This is a genomic window from Chryseobacterium sp. SIMBA_029 (assembly GCF_046535275.1).
Lineage (GTDB): Bacteria > Bacteroidota > Bacteroidia > Flavobacteriales > Weeksellaceae > Chryseobacterium.
The window spans coordinates 64,115-84,610 of sequence record NZ_JAWRXA010000001.1; the positions used below are offsets into that span (position 1 = coordinate 64,115).

A 20,496-nucleotide genomic window follows, 5' to 3' on the forward strand; every position below is an offset into this window, starting at 1 on the left:
AAATTAAGCCTGATTTTTTACAATTAAAACATAATCATCGTCTAAGAGTTTATAGCCGTAATCATAGATAAACTTATATTCAGAACCGTTTTTATAGACTTTCAGATTCGTAAAATAATCGAAATCAAAACCTAAACTATCCAGTCTGGATCTTGCTGTTTTTGCTTTGCCGTCTGTATTGATTTCACAGAGGATCCGGTAATTTTTACGTAGTTTGTTGTTCACATTCCGCATCAGGTTGCTGGAATCTTTATTCTGCTTATTGTTGTAGGCGTTCCGGCAGGCATCATTGCAGAACTTTTTATCTGACCTTCCGTTAATTTTTTCGCCGCATTCTAGGCAATTCATTATTTTTTCAGGGTATGATTGTGTTTTTTCTTTAGTAACTTTTTAAATCTATTGTGATTGGGATAACTTCTGTTGGGGGTAATATTATTAAAAAATAGAGCGACCAGCAGCAATATGATACATCCTGAAAGAACAGGGGAGAGGACATACCAATATCCTAATTCAGGGATCTTTCCGGTTGAGCTCACAGCAATTAAAGCGGTAGCGCCGCCCGGCGGATGAAGGGTTTTTGTATACTGCATCAGTACAATAGAAAAAGCAACTGCTAATGGGGCAGACAGCCAGATAATATCGGGTACCAGTTTATAGACTGTAACACCTACAATAGCTGAAAGAACATGACCGCCTATAAGATTTCTAGGCTGTGCTAACGGACTTTGTATAGCACCATAGATCAAAACACTGGAGGCCCCGAAAGAACCGATCAGGAATATATTTTCAGTTTCTAACAAGGAATGAGATTGGATAAATGCAATCAGCCCAATTCCAAAAAATGCACCTAAAAATGACCAGAAATGTTCTTTATAGTCAACAAGTGTTTCCTTGTAGATTACATATTTTGAAACTCTGAACGTTCTTTTTATAGTCTTCTTCATTTAATCTTCTTTATTTTTTATAATTTGAATTAAGTTTTTCGCCAATGCTTGTGTATACATTCCGTTTTCATCATAATCAGGATCCAGAACAGTGATTTCTATTCCAAAGCAAAGGGGAGAATTGATAAGCGGCTGCAGAATTTCTCTGAGATTTTCATAATCGATTCCGTCTTCCATTCTGCTGTCTACGGCAGGCATCAGCTGATCATTCAAAACATCTACATCAAGGTGAATAAAAAATCCGTCCAGCGATTTACTGTTAATCATTGTTAGAAAATCTTCGGCTGTTCTTCCAAAGCCGTTTTTTCTGAGCCTATCCAGATCAAAATATTTAATATTGGAATTAAGGATTTGGTCTACATATTCTTTATCATCAGTTTCTGCATTTCCTACGCAATAAATATTTTCTTCTGAAAAATAAGGATTAAGCCCATTAATATGAGTCAGTTTTTCATGCCCGAATCCTGTAATAATAGCAAGGTCCATTCCCGCAGCAGCGGCAGTTTCGGAAAGATGGACCGGAATATAATCTGTATGTCCGTCCAGATAAAATAACCCGAAATTTCCCAATTTCTTTAAGGCTATGGCAGTTCCTATCAAAATACTGCAGTCACCTCCAAGCATAATATTGAAAGTGTTTTCCTGATGATTCTTTGTGATGAAATCTGCCTGTTCTTTGGCGTACTTAATAATAGCTTTCGCATTTAGAACTCTTGATTCCTGATCAAGTTCCATCGAATATTCCGGTGCTTCCAGTCTGAAAATATTGTTGGGATTGATTGCTCTATGAAAATCAAATTTCCTGAGCCATTCCGGGAGCTTTTTAACGCCGGGCTCCGTTTCATGATCCTTTTTCTTAAGCCCGAGGTTGAGAGGAAACTCAAAAATATTGATGTCCCTTTTCATAGATGATGTTTCATCAAAGGTACGGAATTATCCGTTTGCAAATGGATAGAACGCACGATTTTAATACTTTTTAAGCAGAAATAAAATTTATTTTATTGGGCGGCTTTATTCTTTAATAATTTTAATTTAAAATAAGTTAACCTCTGTTTTTAATATGAAAAGTGGTAATAATTTTGAATTTTATTTATTTTCATATCCATTTGCAAACGATTACAAACGAATTTAAATAGTTTACAACCGAATAAGTTCCTGTGCTATAACAATCTTTGCAACAGAGATTTGAGAAACACAGTGAACGTCTCTTATCTGAATTATTAATCTTAAAAAAACAAAAAAGTTATGTCACTAAGAAACAAAGTAACATTAATAGGTTACACAGGAAAAGAAGTGGAAACGGTAAACTTCGAAAGTGGAAATGTAAAAGCCAGCGTGTCTTTAGCAACCAGCGACCATTACACGAATGCAAAAGGCGAAAAAGTAGAAGAAACGCAATGGCACAATCTGATTGCTTTTGGAAAAACAGCTGAGATCCTTCAGAAATACGTTCCAAAAGGAAAAGAGATTGCTATTGAAGGGAAGCTTACGTACAGATCGTATGACGATAAAGATAGCGTTAAGCGGTATATTACAGAGATCAGAGTAGATGAAATTCTTCTTTTGGGAGGTAAATAATTCTAAAAACACAAATGATGAAAGTAAAAGTTTTTAAAATCAGACTTCCCGAAGAATTTCTCTACAAAGATCAGAAAACACTGGATACTTTTCTGGAGGTTAACGAAATTATAAAAGTGGAAACCGCTTTTGTAAGTGCTGAATGTTATTGGTCCGTAGTCCTATACTTTGAAGAGCTGAAAACAGCTAAAAATATAGTGAAGGAACCAAAGGCAGTAAAATACTCTGCAGATGAAGATATTTTGAGCTCAGATGAAGAAAAAATTTTAGATGCCCTGAAATACTGGAGGTCTGAGAAGGCTAAAGAACAGAATCTCCCGACTTACTTTATCGCGAGCAATAAAGAACTGATGTCTGTAGCCAAGTATAAACCTGCTAAAAAAGAGGAACTGCTAGAGATTAAAGGCTTCGGAAAACATAAGATTGAAAATTATGGTGAAGAGATTCTGGAGATCCTTGAAAGCGTCTGATTTTTCGTAATTAATGATGGTAATGCATCGGAAAGCTGGAGAAGATCTTTCTTCAGCTTTTTTATGTTTCGGAAAAGTCCTTTCAATTCCTTATTTTTGCAAGACTTATCTATTCATCTGCAAAATGGGCAAATTTTTGAGATGAACTTACAAAGAACTTTATAATTTTTATAGGTAAACTTTTATATATTACCTATAGTAAGATGGAAATTAAGATTTTCAAAAACTTATATGTTCTTAATGAGCGATTTTATAATGAATCTTAATGTAATCAAAGTGTTTTTCTTTGGATTGAGAACGTTTAGATAAGTTTAAAACATGTTTAATAGTAATATCATTTATCAATTATAAAATGAAACCAAGTTTAGCAAAAGGAACCAGAGATTTTACCTCACAGGAAGTTTCCAGAAGAAAATATATCATCAATATTTTACAGAATAACTTCGAATTATTTGGATTCCAGCCATTGGAAACTCCAAGCTTTGAAAATCTTTCGACCTTAACAGGAAAATACGGTGAAGAAGGTGACCGACTGATCTTTAAGATTTTAAATTCAGGAGATTATACTTCAAAAGTAAATCAGGAGGATTGGGAAAATAAAAGTCATCAGAAACTGACTTCTCAAATTTCAGATAAAGCCCTTCGTTATGACCTTACCGTACCTTTTGCAAGATTTGTAGCCATGAATCATGGGAAATTAACTTTTCCATACAAACGTTACCAAATTCAGCCGGTTTGGAGAGCAGACCGCCCTCAGAAAGGGAGATTCAGAGAGTTTTATCAGTGTGATGCAGATGTGGTAGGAAGCGAAAGTCTTTTCCAGGAAGTAGATTTGGTACAGTTATATTTAAAATCATTTTCAGATCTTAAAGTTCCGGTAACGATTCATTTAAACAACAGAAAGATTCTTTCTGGCCTTGCAGAATATGCAGGAATTACAGATAAATTAATAGATTTCACGGTTGCTTTAGACAAGCTTGATAAGATCGGGAAAGAAGGAGTGGTAAAAGAATTGTTGGAAAGAGAAATTTCACAGGAATCTATTGATAAACTGGACTTCTTATTTACACAGTCTGATGATGCGCTGGAAAATCTTTTACAACTTAAAGAAAAATTTGCAGGTAATGAAGTAGGGACAAAAGGAGTTGAAGAATTAGAATTTGTATTAACACAGTCCATAAATCTTGGGGTAGATATTCAAAATTTAGTATTTGATATTACGCTGGCGAGAGGATTGGATTATTATACAGGAGCAATCTTCGAAGTGAAAGCAGATGAAGTAGCCATGGGTTCTATCGGTGGCGGTGGAAGATATGATAACCTTACAGAAGTTTTTGGGGTGAAAAATATACCAGGAATCGGAATTTCATTTGGATTAGACAGAATTTATCTTGTTATGGAAGAATTAGATCTTTTCCCTGAAGAAGCATCATCCAAAATGGAATATCTGTTTGCTAACTTTGGTGGAGAAGAAACATTGGAAGCCTTGAAGCTTATCATGAAGCTAAGAGAGAAAGGAGTTTCTGCAGAGCTGTATCCTGAAAATTCAAAAATCAATAAGCAGTTTACTTATGCTGAAAAGAAAGGCATTAAAAATCTTGTTTTCTTAGGAGAAGAAGAAATAAAAAACGGAAAGGTTACTTTTAAAAACCTTGAAGCCGGAGAACAGAAAACTGTTTCTTTGGAAGAGTTTTTAGGATAATATCTGAAAAAAATATAAAATGGAAAGCATTACCAATCGGTAATGCTTTTTTTATGGGTAGTATTGACCTTATTACAGTTATAACATCTTGTAAGGTTAAAAATAAATGGAAATAATAGTCTTATAACTTTCCGTATTTTAGAAAAAAATTAAATTTGTAATATCTACTATTTATAAAAACTAATAATGAGCGAAAAATTTAGACTTGACGAAATAAAAGATGAATTGGAACTATTAGAAATTAATCCTACCATTTTTGCCAGAAAAGAAATTCATGCCTTACCGGAAGTGCTTTCAGAGAATGAAAAAATTGTGTATTTAATTGAGGGAAGGAATAAACTTACCGATCATCACATCATTTTAGTGGCCACCGAAAGAAGACTGATTTTTGTGGACAAAGAATTCATGTACGGACTGAAAGTGGAAGATTTTTCTTATGATAAAGTAAGCTCCATACAATATGAGAAGTCTCTGATGCTGGCTTCAATAGATATTCATATTTCAGAGAATATTCTTGAGATCGATAATGTCGGAAAATATTATGCTGAATTATTCTGTGAAAAAGTAAGAGATTTCATGGCCCGTCCTACAGAATATTTTCAAAATACCTCAGAAACAAGCATGTTAGATCAGTTGGAGCAACTGGGAAGGCTGAAGGAAAGCGGAGTCTTAACGGAAGAAGAGTTTGCTATACAAAAGAAAAAATTACTTGAAAAACTGTAACTAATAAATTAAGATTATGAGTACTAATTGTGTGATGTGTGGAGCGGTATTAACATCTATGGATACGCTGTTGGGAGAAAATAAACTTTCAGATGATGGGGTTATTTGTAATCAGTGTTTAGACAGAGCAAGCAATATTAATCAGGAGGTACTATCTGATTTGAAGAATTTTAGTCTGGCAGATATTAAAAATTTAACAGAAAAAGGACAAATCCAACCTGCGGTAATTGATGAACAGGAAGAAATGGGTGCCTTCACTTCTGAAAATGAAAATATACTGAAAGGAGATTTCTCTTTGGAAGCTATTAAAAGAAGACGAAAAGAAATAAAAAAAGAACTGGAACAACTGAATGCCAATCTTTCCATGTTCACCAAAGGAGAAATAAAAAAACTACCTTATATTCTGTCGGCTGATGAAAAAATAATAGCTATTACAGATGCTCAGTATCTCAATACATTTGATGCCGGTATCTTGGTGGCGACTCCCAGAAGACTAATATCCGTTTCAAAATCTATGTTTTCCCCTGCTAAGATCAGTGAATATCCCAATGAAACGATTGCATTAGTAAGCTTTGTGCCACATTCGAGATCTCCAATCATTAAAATCCATACGGAAGACAGAATAGTTGAGTTTGAATGTTACAATGCCAAGACTGATGCTGAAATGTTTTATGATAAAATAAAGAACAGATATAATAAAGAACCTCAAAAACTGGAAACACCTGTGACTCCGGAGGCTTCAGCAACAGTGATAGAACAACTGGAACAATTGGGAAAACTGAGGGAAAACGGAATCTTAACAGGAGAAGAATTTGCTGAACAAAAAAAGAAACTTTTGGGGAAGTTATAACGCTGAAGTATCAAAATTTTCAGATAGGCATGAAGAATAAAGTCTCTAAGGATACAATCGAAAAATGGCTCAAAGGATGGTCTTTATCACGGGAATTGCCAATGCCAATTGCCTATAAGTCCGGTTTTAAAGTGGAGGTAGGATATCCTAATCAAAAAACACGGTATGTATTCCCTGTGCTTAATGATGACTTTATTCAACTCATCTCATCAATCAGTGATCCCTGGGTTTACCTTAAAGTGTGTGCATCTCCTGAAGAAGTAAAAAGCCAAATTTCCGGAAAATGGGAAATGCAGCCTCAGGGTTATATGATGTCTTGTTCCCACTCAATGAAGATTCCGGATATTAGGCTTCATCATGATTACCAATTAGAATACGAAAGCTATAACTCAACATGTGTTGTTAAAATTGTGACTAAAGAAGGAGAACTGGTATCAACAGGTCGTTTAGTTTTGGTTAATGATCTCGCTGTTTATGACAGGATTTCTACAGATAATAAACATCAAAGAAAAGGACTTGCCACTTTTTTGATGAAAGAGCTTGAAAAAATAGCTTTATCAAAAGGTGTAGTGAATAATTTTCTTGTAGCAACAGAAGGTGGAAAGCCTTTATATGAATCGCTAGGCTGGAAAATAGAAAGTTTATATAGCTCTATTGTTATTCCGGGAATAAAATCCGAATTAAAGATGTAGAAGCTTGAGAAAAGTATAAAAAATAGAACTTAGATTTGAACAATACCATGGAAAACTATTTAGAAATCAATAAAAAATCATGGAATGCGAAAGTAGAACCGCATCTGAAATCAGATTTTTATTTTGTAGATGAATTTTTAAAAGGAAGAAGTTCTCTCAACTCAATAGAGTTGGATCTTTTGGGTGATATATCAGGGAAGACCATTCTGCATCTGCAATGTCATTTTGGACAGGATTCCATTTCGCTTTCCCGGCTCGGGGCTAAAGTTACCGGAATAGATTTGTCTGATAAAGCCATTGAAGCCGCGAAAGATTTAGCACAACAATCCGGAACTGATACAGAATTCATTTGTTCCGATGTGTATCATCTTCCTGCTATTTTAGACCAGAAATTCGATATTGTATTTACCAGCTATGGAACAATCGGCTGGCTGCCTGATCTTGATCAATGGGCAAAGGTGATTAATCATTTTTTAAAACCTGACGGGAAATTTATAATGGCAGAATTCCATCCTGTGGTCTGGATGTTTGATGATGATTTTAAAGAAGTTACCTACAATTATTTTAATGAAAAACCGATTGTAGAAACGTACGAAGGAACCTATGCTGATCAATCTGCAGCTATTGTTCAGGAATATGTAATGTGGAACCATTCACTTTCTGAGGTTATTCAGAGCTTGATTGCAAATAAGATACTGTTGCAGGATTTCCGGGAGTTTGACTGGTCACCATATCCTTGCTTTAAACATGTTGATGAGTTTGAAAAAGGAAAGTGGCGTATTCCTCAATTTGGGAACAAAATACCCATAGTATATGCTTTAAGTGCACAAAAAAAGTCATCGTAGGGTAAATACGATGACTTTTTATATATGAATGTTAAAATAATCTTAGCTTAAAGAATCTTCGGCCTTTGTTTTAGCCTCATCAACTTTATTCTGAACCTGGGAAGCTACATCATTTGCTTTCGTTTTAATGTCATTTCCCCACTTATTAAAATTATCTTTTGCCGTGTTGATCTTATCTTTTACAGCTTGTTGTTCTTCAGGTGTTGATTTTTTATATTTCCAATAAGCCAAAGCACCTAAACCTAGTAAAGCTAATAAGCCATTTGTTTTGTTTCCCATGATTTCTATTTTTTTATTAATATTAAAATTTGTTATTAGTAAACATGTAAAATACGTGCCAAAAAATAAAACCAAATGATAAAAAAATGTTAAAATTAACTAAATACTTCAAATTTTTCGCCGTCAAAACTTGCAAAGACCATAGTGGGATAAGAATCCTGATGATAAAGTGTACCATCTTTATCAATAGCAATCGCACCGGCAAAACCGTCAATGGTTTTTAATTCTGCAAAAGTTTTATCAAAAGCCTGTTCCAGGCTCAATCCGTCTGTAACCCGTGTAACGATTTTTGCAGCAGTCGCATTGCTTACAATATCTTCTCCGACGCCTGTACAGCTTACTGCACAAAAAGAATTGGCATAATTTCCTGCCACCGTTGCAGAATCTGAAATTCTCCCGGGAATTTCAAATCCTTTTCCTCCGGTAGACGTTGCTACAGCCAGTTTTCCATCTTTGTCGATGGCAACACAGCCTACGGTTCCTTTTCCTCCGGCGCTGAGCTTGGCTTCATACTCGCTTCTTCTTTGAGGAATTTCAGTAGAAAAGTTTTCAAAACCGTGTTCTGTTGCATAGTTTTTAGCCCCACTTCCTCCTAAAACCCGGTCGTCTTCCTGTATTAATTCTTTAGCAACCAAAATAGGATTTTTGACATCCTGAATATTGATCACCCCGCTTAATTTCTGGGTTTCACCATCCATAATTGCTGCGCTCATACGAATTACACCGTCGCTTTGGATTTGAGAACCAATTCCGGCATTATACAATTCATCGTTCTCTAAAAGGGATACTGCATACGCTACAGCCTCAAACGCGGAATGCGTTGTAAGATATTCGAATGCCTGCCGGGCAATATTTTTTAAAGAATTTTGTTTTGCTGTTTTTATTTCATGGCTTTGGTCGCTTTCAGAGAAAAAACCGCCGTGGATAATTATTTTCATATTATTTAATTGGGTATTGGTTTATAGTGGCTCATCAGGCATACACAGGCTCGAAGGTGAAGTGAAATATCATCATGCAGATAGAGGTCATAAAACCTTACATATGCAACAATAATTCATCAACCATCAACTAACCCAACAACTTATTTATCCTGAGGAATCGGATTAAACTGTGAATTTTCTATCGTCAGCGTTTTCGTCGTCAGGTCGTAATGATCATTCATCGACATAACGTGTACAGTAAGATTATCAATAGAAATTGGTTCTCCTAAATTAATATTCGTAAGATTGGTATCTTTAATGAACCTTCCGTCAACAATAATTACCAGTCCTGATCCTACAGCAGTCATCACATCATTATGGATGAAAAGCCCGGTGTCCTCTCCTAAACCTATTCCTAAAGTTCTTGGATTGTTCACAACAGCCTGGAAAAGACGTCCGATTCTTCCTCTTTGCACAAAATGGGTATCAATAATTACATTATCAATTAAACCTAACCCTTGTGTTGTTTTGATTTCTCCTTTTAACAGAGCTTCAGAACTGCTTCCCTGATAAATCATATTTTCAGAGGCAGCAGCGGCTCCTGCAGATGTTCCCGAATAGATAAAATCCTGTTCCTGATATTTTAAGAGGATGGTTTCATGAAATCTGGTTCCGCCAAGAATAGAGGTTAACCGTAACTGGTCGCCACCAGTAAACATCACAACATCTGCAGCACTGGCTCTTGCCACCATTGCATCAGAATTGGCTTCTTCCCGGTTATGAATATCCAGAATATTAACATTTTTAGCACCTAAAAATTCAAATGCCTTTTTATATTCTGTACCAACAATCTGAGGGATCTGAGAAGCGGTTGTGATGATCTCAATAACAGAGTTTTCTTTATTTTTAGATTCATTGATAATCTTCCTTAAAATGCCTCTTTCGAAAAAATTAAGGTTTTTTTCAATATTCTGATCATAATCGGTTTCTGCAAAACTTCCTTTGTTTACAGCGCCTCCGATAACTATTAATTTTCCAACGGGTTTCATCATAGGGTGCAAATTTAAAAAATAATTCACATTTGGCGAAATCTAAGGCATATTTAAATTGATTATGAGGATTTTATAATTGCTAATAAATTCTGATTCTTTTTTAGGAAATCTTAAGTGTGGTATAGTTTCGTTTAGGGTTTTGCATTATCTTTGATTTTAGAAGAAGTTATCGTTAACTATGAAAAATGCAAATTGATTATGAAAATTGAGAAGATACAGGCGTTAAGGGGGCCAAACATATGGAGTATAAGAAGGAAAAAGTTGATACAGATGAGGTTGGACCTTGAAGAATTAGAGAATTTCCCTACCAATAAGATCGATGGCTTTCGAGAAAGAATCGAAAAATTATTGCCATCCTTAATTACACACCGATGCTCAGAAGGGGTTCAAGGTGGTTTCTTCCATAGAATAGAAACCGGAACCTGGATGGGACATGTTATTGAACATATTGCGCTTGAAATCCAGTCTTTATCCGGTATGGAAACAGGTTTTGGAAGAACCAGAGAAACAAAAACACCCGGAGTTTATAATGTGGTTTTTGATTATATCGAAGAAAACGCAGGAATCTATGCAGCAGAAGAAGCAGTGAAAATTGCAGAAGCTTTGATTGAAGGAACAGATTATGATGTGCATACCTGTATTCAAAAATTAAAAGAAATAAGAGAACGTGTCCGTCTTGGACCGTCAACCGGAAGTATTGTTGAAGAAGCAGTTTCAAGAAAGATTCCCTGGATCAGATTGGGAACGAATTCTTTGGTACAATTAGGATATGGAGTTAATCAGCAGCGGTTTCAGGCAACAATCACCGGAAATACGAGTTCTATTGCTGTTGATATTGCCTGTAATAAAGAATTGACGAAAAAAATGCTTCATGATGCAGCGATTCCTGTTCCGATTGGAGATTTGGTAATGGACGAAGAAAACTTGGACCTTGTCATTAAAAAGATCGGGTATCCTATCGTTTTAAAACCTTTAGACGGTAATCATGGAAAAGGTTCTTCTATCAACGTTAATGATTGGGAAGCTGCTAAAATCGGTCTGGAACATGCACAGAAATATTCAAAAAAAGTAATTGTTGAAAAATATGTCACCGGATACGATTTCAGAGTATTGGTGATCAATAATAAAATGGTGGCTGCTGCAAGAAGAGTTCCTGCTCATGTTGTAGGTGATGGAGAAATGAATATCAGCCAGCTGATCGAAAAAGAAAATAAAGATCCGAGAAGAGGCTATGGACACGAAAATGTCCTGACCGAAATCGCTATCGATAAAGATACGATGGAGCTTTTGGAAAAACTTCATTATACGCTGGAAAGTGTTCCTCAAAAAGGGGAAGTGGTATATCTGAAATCTACAGCCAATCTTTCAACCGGAGGTACATCAATTGATGTTACTGATATGGTACACCCTGAAAATATCACCATGGCAGAAAGAATTTCTAAAATCATTGGATTGGATGTCTGCGGTATAGATATTATGGCGGAAAACCTTACACAGCCTTTGAAAGAAAGCGGTGCAGCCATTATTGAAGTGAATGCAGCTCCAGGTTTCAGAATGCACCTGGCGCCAAGTGAAGGATTACCTAGAAACGTTGCTGCCCCGGTGGTTGATATGCTGTATCCTCAGGGAAAACCATTCACCATTCCGATTATTGCCGTAACAGGTACCAATGGGAAAACAACCACAACACGTTTAATTTCACACATCGTTAAAAACAATGGCTATAGAGTAGGATTTACGACATCAGACGGAATCTATATCCAAAATACAATGCTTACCAAAGGAGATACTACAGGACCTCTTTCTGCTGAATTTGTTCTGAAAGATCCTACCGTAGAATTTGCTGTTCTGGAAACTGCAAGAGGTGGAATTCTTCGTTCCGGGCTTGGTTTTTCACAATGTGATATCGGTGTATTAACTAATATCAAGGAAGATCATTTAGGAATGAATGATATCCATAACCTTAAAGACTTAACCAAAGTAAAAAGGGTGGTTCTGGACAGCGTTAAAAAAACCGGGTGGAGTGTAATGAATGCTGATGATGAATATTCTATGAGAATAGTCAACGATCTTCAGTCTAATGTTGCAATTTTCAGTATGGATGAGAACAATCCGTACATTAAGAAATTTGCGAAAGAAGGAAAAATTACCTGCGTGTATGAAGAAGGTTTTGTAACGATCAAAAAAGGAGACTGGAAGATCAGAATCGGAAAAGCAAAAGATTTCCCGATTACGATGGAAGGAAAAGCGAGATTCATGATTGAAAACGTATTGGCTGCAAGTTTGGCAAGTTACCTTCAGGGCTTTGGAATTGAAGATATTTCGAATTCTTTGAGAACTTTTATTCCAAGTGCACAACTGACACCGGGCAGACTGAATATTTTCAAGTTTAAAAGCTTTAAAGTACTGATCGATTTCGCCCATAATCCTGCAGGATATGAAGCTATTGAAGATTATCTTAAAAATGTAGAATCTACAAAGAAGATCGGGATTATTTCAGGTGTGGGAGACAGAAGGGATAATGATATCAGAGAATGCGGAAAGATCGCCGGAAGAATGTTTGATTATATCATTATCAGAAATGAAAAGCACCTTCGTGGAAGAACAGAGGATGAAATCAACGGATTGATCATAGATGGAATTAATGAAGCAGGAAGAGATGTGAGCTATGAGATCATTCCTAAAGAGATTGAAGCCCTGAAACATGCAATGGGCATGGCTGAAGACGGAACATTTATCACCGCTTTAAGCGATGTAATTTCTAATGCGATCGATCTTGTCCAGGAATATCAGGCCAGAGAACTGCTGGAAGATGATAAAAACGGATAGAAAATAAATCATTATAAAATTCCGGCTGAACTAAAGTTCAGCCGGAATTCTTTTTTTATAGAGCTAATAAAAGTTTGGCTTTTTCAATAGTATGTTCTTTATTTGAAGAGAACTCCAGAAAGTATTGAGTCTGCCATTTTTGAGTAGCAATAGCCTGCTTACTTTCTACGGCGTCCCAGGTTGGATATACCCTGATTCCCCGCTTTCCGGCTTTCTTTTCGTCTGATACAATTCCTTTTTGTACTAAAATTTCTTTCGGAAAGATGAATACTCCAAAATCTTGTTCTTTACGTGCGGCAATCAGATAAAAATCAAATTGGTCACTGTGATCAAAAGGGGCTGTAATTCCTTTTTCATTCCTTTTCCAAAGGGTAACGAACTGTCCGGTTTTGGTAGGGGTTATCTTAGAGGTACGGAATTTTATATGCATATGGTTTACCATAAAACTACAGCCGGAATATTCTTTAGCCTCCCTGTCTTCTTCTACATGAATAAGTTTCAGACCGAGCGGCCGAAAAATCATTTCATCAATAGGGTTAAGATTCATTGGTTTTATCTTAATTTATTTATTCTTCAGCAATATAACTCTTTCATGATTTTCTTTCCAAATAGATAGCAGGTAGATTTTAAAAATATATAGACATAAAAAAAACTCTGGAATTCCGGAGGTTTGTACTGTTATATGTTGATCCATTTTTTTCTGATTTCGAACATCTTTGTTATATAATAATAGAGTGGTATCAGTTCAAGTCTGATGGTGAAATGTATTGTTTCTGATATAAACGGAACGACCGCCATCATAACGATACAGATTATAATTCCTAATACAGCATCAATGATACCCGCTGCAGGAGCCCATTTCTTCTCAAATAAAAGCCCGTATGATACAATACCTTTAAAAATATATAAATAACATACGATGAAGCCTGTTATAGAGTAAGGCTGCTCGGTTTTCAATCCATATAACGAAAGGGTAGTATCATTCAGGAAAAAACCAAAGGCTAATATTAAAACACCTATTATTCCAACAAGTAAGAAGAACCAAGAGAAAAATTTAATCCAGCCAGGGAGAAGGCCTTTTCTTGTTAGAGGATTCTTTTGGGGCTCAAACTCTTTAAAATCAGATTTTTCTTCCATGATCTATTAGGTTTTAATTTCTATGTCTATCCGAAAAATACATTGGAGCTGCCAATCCATATCGCATCTTTCTTATTGAAGTCTACGTTTACCATAGCGGCTTTAGTCATTCTTCCTAGATTTTCCAATAGGATAGGGCGTTCATCATTTTCCCTCCAAATATAGAGCAAACGGATTTCTGCTTTTGAAAATTCCCCGTTGATATCTTCAAAAATAGGGGCATAATCTACTTTCCTTTGAAGAATATAATTTTCTTTGTCTGTAATAGCTTCAGTAATTTCTTGTGTAGGATTTAAATTCACACCGCTTCCTGCAAACGAAAACAATGGTTTTAAAACAAAATTTTCCAGTTTTTCATCTGCCGGAAACTCATGCAGAAAGTAACTTTTTGGAACATATTGATGATGCAGTAATGGCAGAAGAAACTTTGAAATTTTAAAAAACCAGTTTGGATGGGTAATCCATTGTACATCTACCTCATCACGGAAATCAAATTCAGTGGTAAGATTGGGTATTTTATCTAACTCATCAAAGATCACCCTGTTGTAGATTCTTTTGATTTCGGTAAGGGTACCGTTATTGTTATAATACAATTTTCGGCCTTCCTTCTTTATTTTTGTCAGGCAAACGGTTGGTATACCAAGTAATTTTTCGGTAAAAGCAAAATCAATGGCAGTTTTCTGCTTCTCCGGAAAGATTTCCAGAAGCACTACATTCTCTGGATTTTCCTCACCTACAATAACTTCTTGCAGATAGTTTTTGAAATCCTCAGGAGACATGGGATTTTTAATTTCATCCAGAAACGGATACACTTCGCAAAAGGTTTCTTCATAAGCTTTTTGAAAAGCATATAAAGAAGGAAAAGCTTGAAGTTCAATCAGCTGTGGTTCGATTTCTCCTTTTTCATTGCTGCAAATACCAAAATCTATGGTGAAAAAATGAGGCTGCGTGGTGTCATTAGGAACTTTACAGTTTTCAGGAACCGCTTTTTGAAGGAGTTCAACAGGAAGAGCTTTAATTTGATCGATAATACTTTCTGTGGCATCGATTAATTTATGTTTAAATTCCTGAGTAAGAAAAATAGGGCTTTCAGAAACTCTGAATCCCGGTTTCAGACCACTTTTTTGCTGTAAGATCTCTTTAAGCTGGCTGTATTTTTCCTGTGAAAAGTCCTGATTAAATTGTTTTCTGTATGTTGGAATCATGTTTTTTTCTTTGTGATTTTAAAAAAATCGAGCAAAATTGCTCGATTAGGTATCGTTAGGTTGTTGTTTTATCATTCATTCGTATTTAAACCATTGCTTCAGCTCCTTTCAGAATCTTTTTTTTTGCAGACTGCAAAAATCTTGGAAGAATCTGGCTTCTTGTGAGAATGATTTTATCTTCATCATCCATTCTGTCAACGGTTTCAAGATATTTTTCCATTCCAAAGTTTTCGATCATGGCCTCTCTGTTTTTCTCATCTTTCAGATTCTCAATCATGCCTTGAGGGTCTGCCTCAGGGTGAAATTGAGTTCCAAATATCTCATCGGAAAAACGAATAGCCATCACAGCTCTTTCCAAATTAATATGCGGGCGGAATTTTTCAATAGCCGTAATTTTCATTCCCAATTCCTCAAATCGTTCCTGGTTAGGTTCAATAAATTGAAATGCTCTTGAGTCCACTGCATAAAAAGGATCCGGAAGATTTTTGAATAAAAAGTCCTGCTTTCCTTCTTCTGTGGTATGGACCGGCATTACGCCAAAAGAATATGATTTTCTTTTACAGATATTTCCCAATTCCCAATGAATGCTTGCCAGTTGAAATGAATGACAGATTAAAAATAAATATTTTTTATCCTCATTATATTGATTGTGGCTGTACACTTCATCCAGGAAACCGGCAAATTTATCTTCCCACTCATGACCTTCCCTGTGTGGATTTCCCGGGCCTCCTGATGAGATGAAAATGTCAAAATCTTCCACATTGGGGATCTCATTTTTATATCGTACATCAAATATATCAATGCTTACCTGTTCCTCGGAACTTTCTTTAAACGCTTCGGAGATTTCTTTGATGTTTCTAAAACCCTGATTGACATGGTTGTTGTTCATATCCAATAAGGCAATTCGAATATCCTTCATACTACTTCATATTTTTTACAAAGTTATCAAAAATATTATGAAGCAGTTTCACCATGCGTTATGCCATACTCAGTTTCTGAAATCATATAGTCCACAACCTTAGTCAGATCGCCTGTTTCTTTGAAGATTTTAAGCTGTCTGTCGGCACCTGTTCCATTTTCTAAAATGGTCCATGCATAATTAACTTCTTCTCTGCATCCAAGATCGTCTACTACATCATCAATAAATTCAAGAAGCTCTTTCAGTAAGTCCGGATAGGGAACTGATTCTTCTTTACCGAAGTCGATCAGATGGGCTTCAATTCCGCTTTTAGAGGCTCTCCATTTGTTTTCATTCAATAACAGTCTTCTATAGCTTCTGAAACTTAAATTCTGCTGATGAAGCTTATAGATTTTTGCCACCAGACTTTGCATAATGGCGGCCATACAAACCGTTTCATCAATTCTTAACGGCATATCACAGATTCTGAATTCAATAGTAGGGTAGAATGGATGAACTCTTAAATCCCACCATATTTTTTTGGCATTATCGATTGTTCCAGTTTTTACCAGAAGCTCAACATAGCTGTCAAACTCTGCTAAAGAATTAAAATAACTCGGAATCCCCGTTCTTGGAAACTTTACAAAAATTTCCTGTCTGTACGATTTAAAACCTGTATTTCTCCCAATCCAGAAAGGTGAATTCGTAGAAAGGGCATACACATGCGGAAGAAAATAACGCATGACATTCTGAATCCTTACACCTTCTTCACGGTTGGGAATACCAATATGAACATGTAATCCGAAAATAAGATTTCCGCGGGCTACATCACCCATATCATCTACAATCTTGTTATAACGTTCACCATCGGTGATGGTGTTGTGTTCCCAGTTAGAAAACGGATGCGTTCCACCCCCTGAAACGCGGAGGCCTTGTTCATGGGCTGTGTTGATAAGGTGTCTTCTTAAGTTCGTAAGCTCAGCCCGGGCTTCCTGAATATTCTGACAGATACCCGTTTCCATTTCTATCATGGATTCGTGCATTTCATGTTTTAAATTTTCGCTTAAAACGGCTTTTCCACCTTCAATAATTTTCGAAACATGAGATATTAAGTCTCTGCTCTCAACATCAATAATTTGATATTCTTCCTCTATTCCTATAGTAAATTGATGCATTTTTTTTCGTGTTTTTGATCTTTATCTTTCAATGTTTTACTTTGCTGAGTCTTTTACAAAAGTACCCCAGGAAATATTCGGTTTTCCGGGAACATATTCTTTAGCTTTTTCTATGGCAAGTTTTGCAGAATGTTCTACAATCCAGGCGAAGTTTTCTTCACCAACAGCATTTCTGTCCGCATCAGGAGCCGGATTACAGAAATCTATGGCGTAAGGAATTCCATCTCTCACTGCAAATTCTACCGTATTAAAATCGTATCCCAGGGCTTCATTCATTTTAATCGTGTAGTCATGGATTACTTTTAGAAGTTTTTCCAGTTCTTTACCTTCTGTCTGATGAGTTGTGGCATATCTTAAATGAGGTTCATTTCTGGGTTCGTAAGGCATAATATGAACGTATTTCTTGCCCAGACAATACACTCTGTAATAATCATCAAAGATAATTTCCTCCTGAACCATCATTACCAATTGCTCTGTTTCGCCTAGTTTATTCCATAGATCCTCAGGGTTTTCTACTCTGTAAACACTTCTCCATCCGCCTCCGTCATGAGGTTTCATATAAGCAGGGAATCCTACATAATCGAAAATATATTCCCAGTCGTGAGGGAATTTTAAATTCCTGAATGAAGTTTCAGAAGTATTCGTCGGTCTCTCATGAGATGGAAGTAAAACCGTTTTAGGAAGCGGTATTCCCAGTTTCGTCATCAAAGCATTATTAAAGAATTTCTCATCTGCACTCCACCAAAAAGGATTGTTGATTACATACGTTCCGTTAAGCGCTGCATTTTTAAGATATGCTCTGTAAAAAGGAACATCCTGCGAAATTCTGTCGATAATTACTGCATATCCATAGTCTGCACCTTGTTCCAGTTTATCGATATGTACAGGCTCAGCAATGATTTCTCCACCACCCAGCTCGTTTACCTTGTCAATAAAAGCCCAAGGAAACGTGTCTTCCATACCGAATAGAATTCCCACTTTTTTTGTCATAATTGTTGTTTTTATATTAATAATTTACTTGTTGATAATTTACGAGAAGAAGGTTCCTATAAAGGTTGGGAAAACCATTCTCCATAGAGGCCAGTCATGATTGATCCATTTTCGTTCATCATACCAGAAATCAATCCCTTTTGAAGTTAAAATTCCAGCCATTTCAAGATTCTTGTCTTTGCATATATCCTGATCGGAAGTGCTTAATACGATATGCATATGCTTATATTTCCAGGCTTCATCATTCTTTACAAATTCATTGGGGCAGTTGAAATACACAAGATCATCAGAATAGCCATCCATAAAATTACGGATACTGAATGCTCCTGAAAGACAGAATAGATGGGAAACGACATCCGGGAACCTAAAAGCAAAATTGGCGGCGTGATATCCTCCAAAACTCGCTCCGGCAATAGCTACACGATGTGTATTATGAAGTTTTTGAATATAGGGCACAAATTCTTTAATCAGGAACTGCACATATAATTCGTAATTTTTTATTCTTTGCTGAGGAGAAATACTCTCATCATAAAAACTCCAGGCATCTATTGTCTGAATATTGTACAGCTTTACTTTTCCCTGTTCCACAAACCAATTGATGCTTCCGTTCAGATGGAAATCATTATTTTGGGTGTATTGTCCCTGGGAAGTAGGAAACATGATGATAGGATATCCGTAATGGCCTGTGACCTCTACTTTAAGGCTTATTCCTAATATATTTGAGTAGTAGTCAGTATGTTCTATATGGGGCATTTTTTCTTGTTTGAGTTTTACTATTTATTTAATTAATACCAAAAAAGATAAAAAATTTATAAATTAAATGTAATAATTTTATAAAACTATTTAAGTTTTTGAATATTAAATTATGGGTTCATTAAGGGCTTATGATGTTGGTTTGCCTTTGGGTGGAAGGATATTTAACAGTTCCGCATGGATTTTTTCCGCTGCACTGTCCAGTCTTTCCTGTACGGCCACAGAATTGTTTGATTTATAAACAATTCCTACATGGTAATCTATCGGAAGGAATTTCACGGCTTCCTCGCATTCAAAATCATTGTAATCCGGTTCTTTATCTTTAATCAAAGCGATAATTAATCCTGAATAATATCCTGTAGATTTTGAAATTTGATATTGTTTACCTTTTAGAAGTGCGTCCTCAATTTTTGCCCATTCTCTCCAGATATTGATGCTGCTTGCTGCTTCAACCAAATCAGGAATATGAGCACCTCCAACTCTGGAAGAGGTTTCAAGAAAATATAGTTGTCCGTCTTCTTTACTACGGATAAATTCTGTATGCGTGGCACCATTAAGGAGCCCGAAATTGGAAAGTACTCTAGCGTTGATTTCTTCAAGATCAATAAAATCCTTAGAGCTTGATCCCAATGTCTTAGTTCTGAATACCCCGCCTTCGTGCGAAACCTGCATCGGAGGAGCAAGATATTTTGAGGCAGAAGTGAAAACAATTTTTTGATTAAATGTCAAGCTGTCTACATGGTATACATCACCCGGTTTGAAGCTTTCCAGCAAAAAAAGATGGCGTTCTTCACCAAGCGTGTCAAGAGCTTCCCAAAGCTGTTCTTTGGAAGTTATTTTTTTGATTCCGGAAGCAGAGGCTTCTGAACGGGGCTTAAGTACCCATGGGGCAGGAACCGTTTCAGCGAATGCATTGACCTCATCATTATTGAAAACGGCAGTGAATTCAGGGACATTAATCCCCGAATCTTTCGCCTTTTGCCTCATGGCAAGTTTATCTCTGAAATACCGGTGTGTGGTTTGGCCCATTCCCGGAATACGGAACGTTTCTCTGATCAGTGCAGCTTTTTCTACGTCATAGTCATCAAGAGCTACTACAGCATGAACCTTTCTAGTGGTCATTAAATGAGAAAATCCCTGCACAAGATGTTCCAGATTCCATACGGATGGTTTGACTTCGGGCATATAAAATGTTTCATCTATTGAATGCCACGGCCAGTTTTTCTCTTTAAGATTTTCAGATGTTATTAAGATTATTTTATTACCCAGCTTTTTCATTTCATCCATGAAATCATAGCCTTTGTAATAGCATGAAATACATACTATAGTTTTCTCCTCCATATAATGTTTTTTTAATTTTGATGAATATTCAAAAATAAAAGAGATTTTTTGTTGATTAATTAATGTTAAAAACCTTCAATTATTGTGCTTTTGAGAATTCTTCTATCAAGTAT

22 protein-coding genes are annotated in these 20,496 nt (G+C 36.1%); 8 read left to right on the forward strand and 14 right to left on the reverse strand.

Features of this window, described 5'->3' with window-relative positions; genetic code table 11:
* Positions 1–3 precede the first annotated feature (3 nt).
* From SB679_RS00270 to SB679_RS00280, 3 genes are read right to left on the reverse strand one after another with little or no spacing between them, the layout of a single operon-like run.
* A complete protein-coding gene (locus SB679_RS00270) occupies positions 4–348 on the reverse strand; it encodes a hypothetical protein (RefSeq protein WP_317739970.1) in 345 nt (114 codons plus the stop codon).
* Positions 348–944, reverse strand: coding sequence for an HPP family protein (locus SB679_RS00275; RefSeq protein WP_410700254.1), 597 nt, complete (start codon positions 942–944; stop codon positions 348–350). Before SB679_RS00275 ends, SB679_RS00270 begins: the two co-directional genes overlap by 1 nt.
* Positions 945–1,850: an arginase family protein gene (locus SB679_RS00280; protein WP_410700255.1), complete on the reverse strand. Its 906-nt coding sequence runs from the start codon at positions 1,848–1,850 to the stop codon at positions 945–947. It lies immediately after the preceding gene.
* Positions 1,851–2,189: 339 nt separating this feature from the next.
* On the opposite strand from SB679_RS00280, the gene SB679_RS00285 reads away from it, so the two are divergent.
* The 7 genes from SB679_RS00285 to SB679_RS00315 all read left to right on the forward strand — a co-directional run bounded on the left by SB679_RS00285 (position 2,190) and on the right by SB679_RS00315 (position 7,804).
* On the forward strand, positions 2,190–2,522 hold the full coding sequence (locus SB679_RS00285) for a single-stranded DNA-binding protein (protein WP_410700256.1): 333 nt from the start codon (positions 2,190–2,192) through the stop codon (positions 2,520–2,522).
* A 14-nt stretch (positions 2,523–2,536) separates the two neighbouring features.
* Positions 2,537–2,992, forward strand: coding sequence for an HRDC domain-containing protein (locus tag SB679_RS00290; protein WP_410700257.1), 456 nt, complete (start codon positions 2,537–2,539; stop codon positions 2,990–2,992).
* A gap of 352 nt (positions 2,993–3,344) precedes the next feature.
* Complete coding sequence (gene hisS / locus SB679_RS00295) at positions 3,345–4,694, forward strand: histidine--tRNA ligase (RefSeq protein WP_410700258.1); 1,350 nt, start codon at positions 3,345–3,347, stop codon at positions 4,692–4,694.
* 186 nt (positions 4,695–4,880) lie between these two features.
* Positions 4,881–5,417, forward strand: a complete 537-nt coding sequence (locus SB679_RS00300) for a PH domain-containing protein (RefSeq protein ID WP_410700259.1) — start codon at positions 4,881–4,883, stop codon at positions 5,415–5,417.
* A 16-nt stretch (positions 5,418–5,433) separates the two neighbouring features.
* Entirely contained in the window at positions 5,434–6,267 is an 834-nt protein-coding gene (locus tag SB679_RS00305; protein ID WP_410700260.1) for a PH domain-containing protein, read from the forward strand.
* Between the two features lie 29 nt (positions 6,268–6,296).
* Positions 6,297–6,959, forward strand: coding sequence for a GNAT family N-acetyltransferase (locus SB679_RS00310; protein ID WP_410700261.1), 663 nt, complete (start codon positions 6,297–6,299; stop codon positions 6,957–6,959).
* A gap of 47 nt (positions 6,960–7,006) precedes the next feature.
* Entirely contained in the window at positions 7,007–7,804 is a 798-nt protein-coding gene (locus SB679_RS00315; RefSeq protein ID WP_410700262.1) for a class I SAM-dependent methyltransferase, read from the forward strand.
* Positions 7,805–7,846: 42 nt separating this feature from the next.
* Here the strand turns inward: SB679_RS00315 and SB679_RS00320 are convergent, their stop codons facing one another.
* From SB679_RS00320 to SB679_RS00330, 3 genes are all read right to left on the reverse strand, one after another.
* Positions 7,847–8,083, reverse strand: a complete 237-nt coding sequence (locus SB679_RS00320) for a YtxH domain-containing protein (RefSeq protein WP_317739961.1) — start codon at positions 8,081–8,083, stop codon at positions 7,847–7,849.
* A gap of 95 nt (positions 8,084–8,178) precedes the next feature.
* Positions 8,179–9,021, reverse strand: a complete 843-nt coding sequence (locus SB679_RS00325; protein ID WP_410700263.1) for an isoaspartyl peptidase/L-asparaginase — start codon at positions 9,019–9,021, stop codon at positions 8,179–8,181.
* A gap of 143 nt (positions 9,022–9,164) precedes the next feature.
* On the reverse strand, positions 9,165–10,052 hold the full coding sequence (locus SB679_RS00330; RefSeq protein ID WP_410700783.1) for a cyanophycinase: 888 nt from the start codon (positions 10,050–10,052) through the stop codon (positions 9,165–9,167).
* 201 nt (positions 10,053–10,253) lie between these two features.
* Here SB679_RS00330 and cphA point away from each other — a divergent pair, with 201 nt between their 5' ends.
* Positions 10,254–12,884, forward strand: a complete 2,631-nt coding sequence (cphA, locus tag SB679_RS00335) for a cyanophycin synthetase (protein WP_410700264.1) — start codon at positions 10,254–10,256, stop codon at positions 12,882–12,884.
* A 55-nt stretch (positions 12,885–12,939) separates the two neighbouring features.
* On the opposite strand, the gene SB679_RS00340 is transcribed toward cphA, so the two are convergent.
* From SB679_RS00340 to SB679_RS00375, 8 genes are all read right to left on the reverse strand, one after another.
* Positions 12,940–13,431 carry a MepB family protein gene (locus SB679_RS00340; RefSeq protein WP_410700265.1) on the reverse strand — a complete coding sequence of 164 codons (492 nt, stop codon included), beginning with the start codon at positions 13,429–13,431 and terminating at the stop codon, positions 12,940–12,942.
* Positions 13,432–13,562: 131 nt separating this feature from the next.
* A complete protein-coding gene (locus SB679_RS00345) occupies positions 13,563–14,021 on the reverse strand; it encodes a hypothetical protein (protein WP_410700266.1) in 459 nt (152 codons plus the stop codon).
* A 26-nt stretch (positions 14,022–14,047) separates the two neighbouring features.
* Positions 14,048–15,226 (reverse strand): hypothetical protein, encoded by a 1,179-nt coding sequence (locus SB679_RS00350; RefSeq protein WP_410700267.1) that lies wholly within the window; start codon positions 15,224–15,226, stop codon positions 14,048–14,050.
* A gap of 85 nt (positions 15,227–15,311) precedes the next feature.
* Positions 15,312–16,145 (reverse strand): type 1 glutamine amidotransferase, encoded by an 834-nt coding sequence (locus SB679_RS00355; protein WP_410700268.1) that lies wholly within the window; start codon positions 16,143–16,145, stop codon positions 15,312–15,314.
* 35 nt (positions 16,146–16,180) lie between these two features.
* A complete protein-coding gene (locus SB679_RS00360; protein ID WP_317739954.1) occupies positions 16,181–17,299 on the reverse strand; it encodes a carboxylate-amine ligase in 1,119 nt (372 codons plus the stop codon).
* 36 nt (positions 17,300–17,335) lie between these two features.
* Entirely contained in the window at positions 17,336–18,289 is a 954-nt protein-coding gene (locus tag SB679_RS00365) for a hypothetical protein (RefSeq protein WP_317739953.1), read from the reverse strand.
* 39 nt (positions 18,290–18,328) lie between these two features.
* Positions 18,329–19,042, reverse strand: coding sequence for an alpha/beta hydrolase-fold protein (locus SB679_RS00370; RefSeq protein ID WP_410700269.1), 714 nt, complete (start codon positions 19,040–19,042; stop codon positions 18,329–18,331).
* A 129-nt stretch (positions 19,043–19,171) separates the two neighbouring features.
* Positions 19,172–20,383 (reverse strand): acetyl-CoA carboxylase biotin carboxylase subunit family protein, encoded by a 1,212-nt coding sequence (locus SB679_RS00375; protein WP_410700270.1) that lies wholly within the window; start codon positions 20,381–20,383, stop codon positions 19,172–19,174.
* Positions 20,384–20,496 lie beyond the last annotated feature (113 nt).

Bases quoted from the DNA above. Each gene is read 5' to 3' on its own strand.
- SB679_RS00270 (WP_317739970.1), bottom strand. From the start codon at position 348: ATGAATTGCCTAGAATGCGGCGAAAAAATTAACGGAAGGTCAGATAAA.
- SB679_RS00275 (WP_410700254.1), bottom strand. From the start codon at position 944: ATGAAGAAGACTATAAAAAGAACGTTCAGAGTTTCAAAATATGTAATC.
- SB679_RS00280 (WP_410700255.1), bottom strand. From the start codon at position 1,850: ATGAAAAGGGACATCAATATTTTTGAGTTTCCTCTCAACCTCGGGCTT.
- SB679_RS00285 (WP_410700256.1), top strand. From the start codon at position 2,190: ATGTCACTAAGAAACAAAGTAACATTAATAGGTTACACAGGAAAAGAA.
- SB679_RS00290 (WP_410700257.1), top strand. From the start codon at position 2,537: ATGATGAAAGTAAAAGTTTTTAAAATCAGACTTCCCGAAGAATTTCTC.
- hisS (WP_410700258.1), top strand. From the start codon at position 3,345: ATGAAACCAAGTTTAGCAAAAGGAACCAGAGATTTTACCTCACAGGAA.
- SB679_RS00300 (WP_410700259.1), top strand. From the start codon at position 4,881: ATGAGCGAAAAATTTAGACTTGACGAAATAAAAGATGAATTGGAACTA.
- SB679_RS00305 (WP_410700260.1), top strand. From the start codon at position 5,434: ATGAGTACTAATTGTGTGATGTGTGGAGCGGTATTAACATCTATGGAT.
- SB679_RS00310 (WP_410700261.1), top strand. From the start codon at position 6,297: ATGAAGAATAAAGTCTCTAAGGATACAATCGAAAAATGGCTCAAAGGA.
- SB679_RS00315 (WP_410700262.1), top strand. From the start codon at position 7,007: ATGGAAAACTATTTAGAAATCAATAAAAAATCATGGAATGCGAAAGTA.
- SB679_RS00320 (WP_317739961.1), bottom strand. From the start codon at position 8,083: ATGGGAAACAAAACAAATGGCTTATTAGCTTTACTAGGTTTAGGTGCT.
- SB679_RS00325 (WP_410700263.1), bottom strand. From the start codon at position 9,021: ATGAAAATAATTATCCACGGCGGTTTTTTCTCTGAAAGCGACCAAAGC.
- SB679_RS00330 (WP_410700783.1), bottom strand. From the start codon at position 10,052: ATGAAACCCGTTGGAAAATTAATAGTTATCGGAGGCGCTGTAAACAAA.
- cphA (WP_410700264.1), top strand. From the start codon at position 10,254: ATGAAAATTGAGAAGATACAGGCGTTAAGGGGGCCAAACATATGGAGT.
- SB679_RS00340 (WP_410700265.1), bottom strand. From the start codon at position 13,431: ATGAATCTTAACCCTATTGATGAAATGATTTTTCGGCCGCTCGGTCTG.
- SB679_RS00345 (WP_410700266.1), bottom strand. From the start codon at position 14,021: ATGGAAGAAAAATCTGATTTTAAAGAGTTTGAGCCCCAAAAGAATCCT.
- SB679_RS00350 (WP_410700267.1), bottom strand. From the start codon at position 15,226: ATGATTCCAACATACAGAAAACAATTTAATCAGGACTTTTCACAGGAA.
- SB679_RS00355 (WP_410700268.1), bottom strand. From the start codon at position 16,145: ATGAAGGATATTCGAATTGCCTTATTGGATATGAACAACAACCATGTC.
- SB679_RS00360 (WP_317739954.1), bottom strand. From the start codon at position 17,299: ATGCATCAATTTACTATAGGAATAGAGGAAGAATATCAAATTATTGAT.
- SB679_RS00365 (WP_317739953.1), bottom strand. From the start codon at position 18,289: ATGACAAAAAAAGTGGGAATTCTATTCGGTATGGAAGACACGTTTCCT.
- SB679_RS00370 (WP_410700269.1), bottom strand. From the start codon at position 19,042: ATGCCCCATATAGAACATACTGACTACTACTCAAATATATTAGGAATA.
- SB679_RS00375 (WP_410700270.1), bottom strand. From the start codon at position 20,383: ATGGAGGAGAAAACTATAGTATGTATTTCATGCTATTACAAAGGCTAT.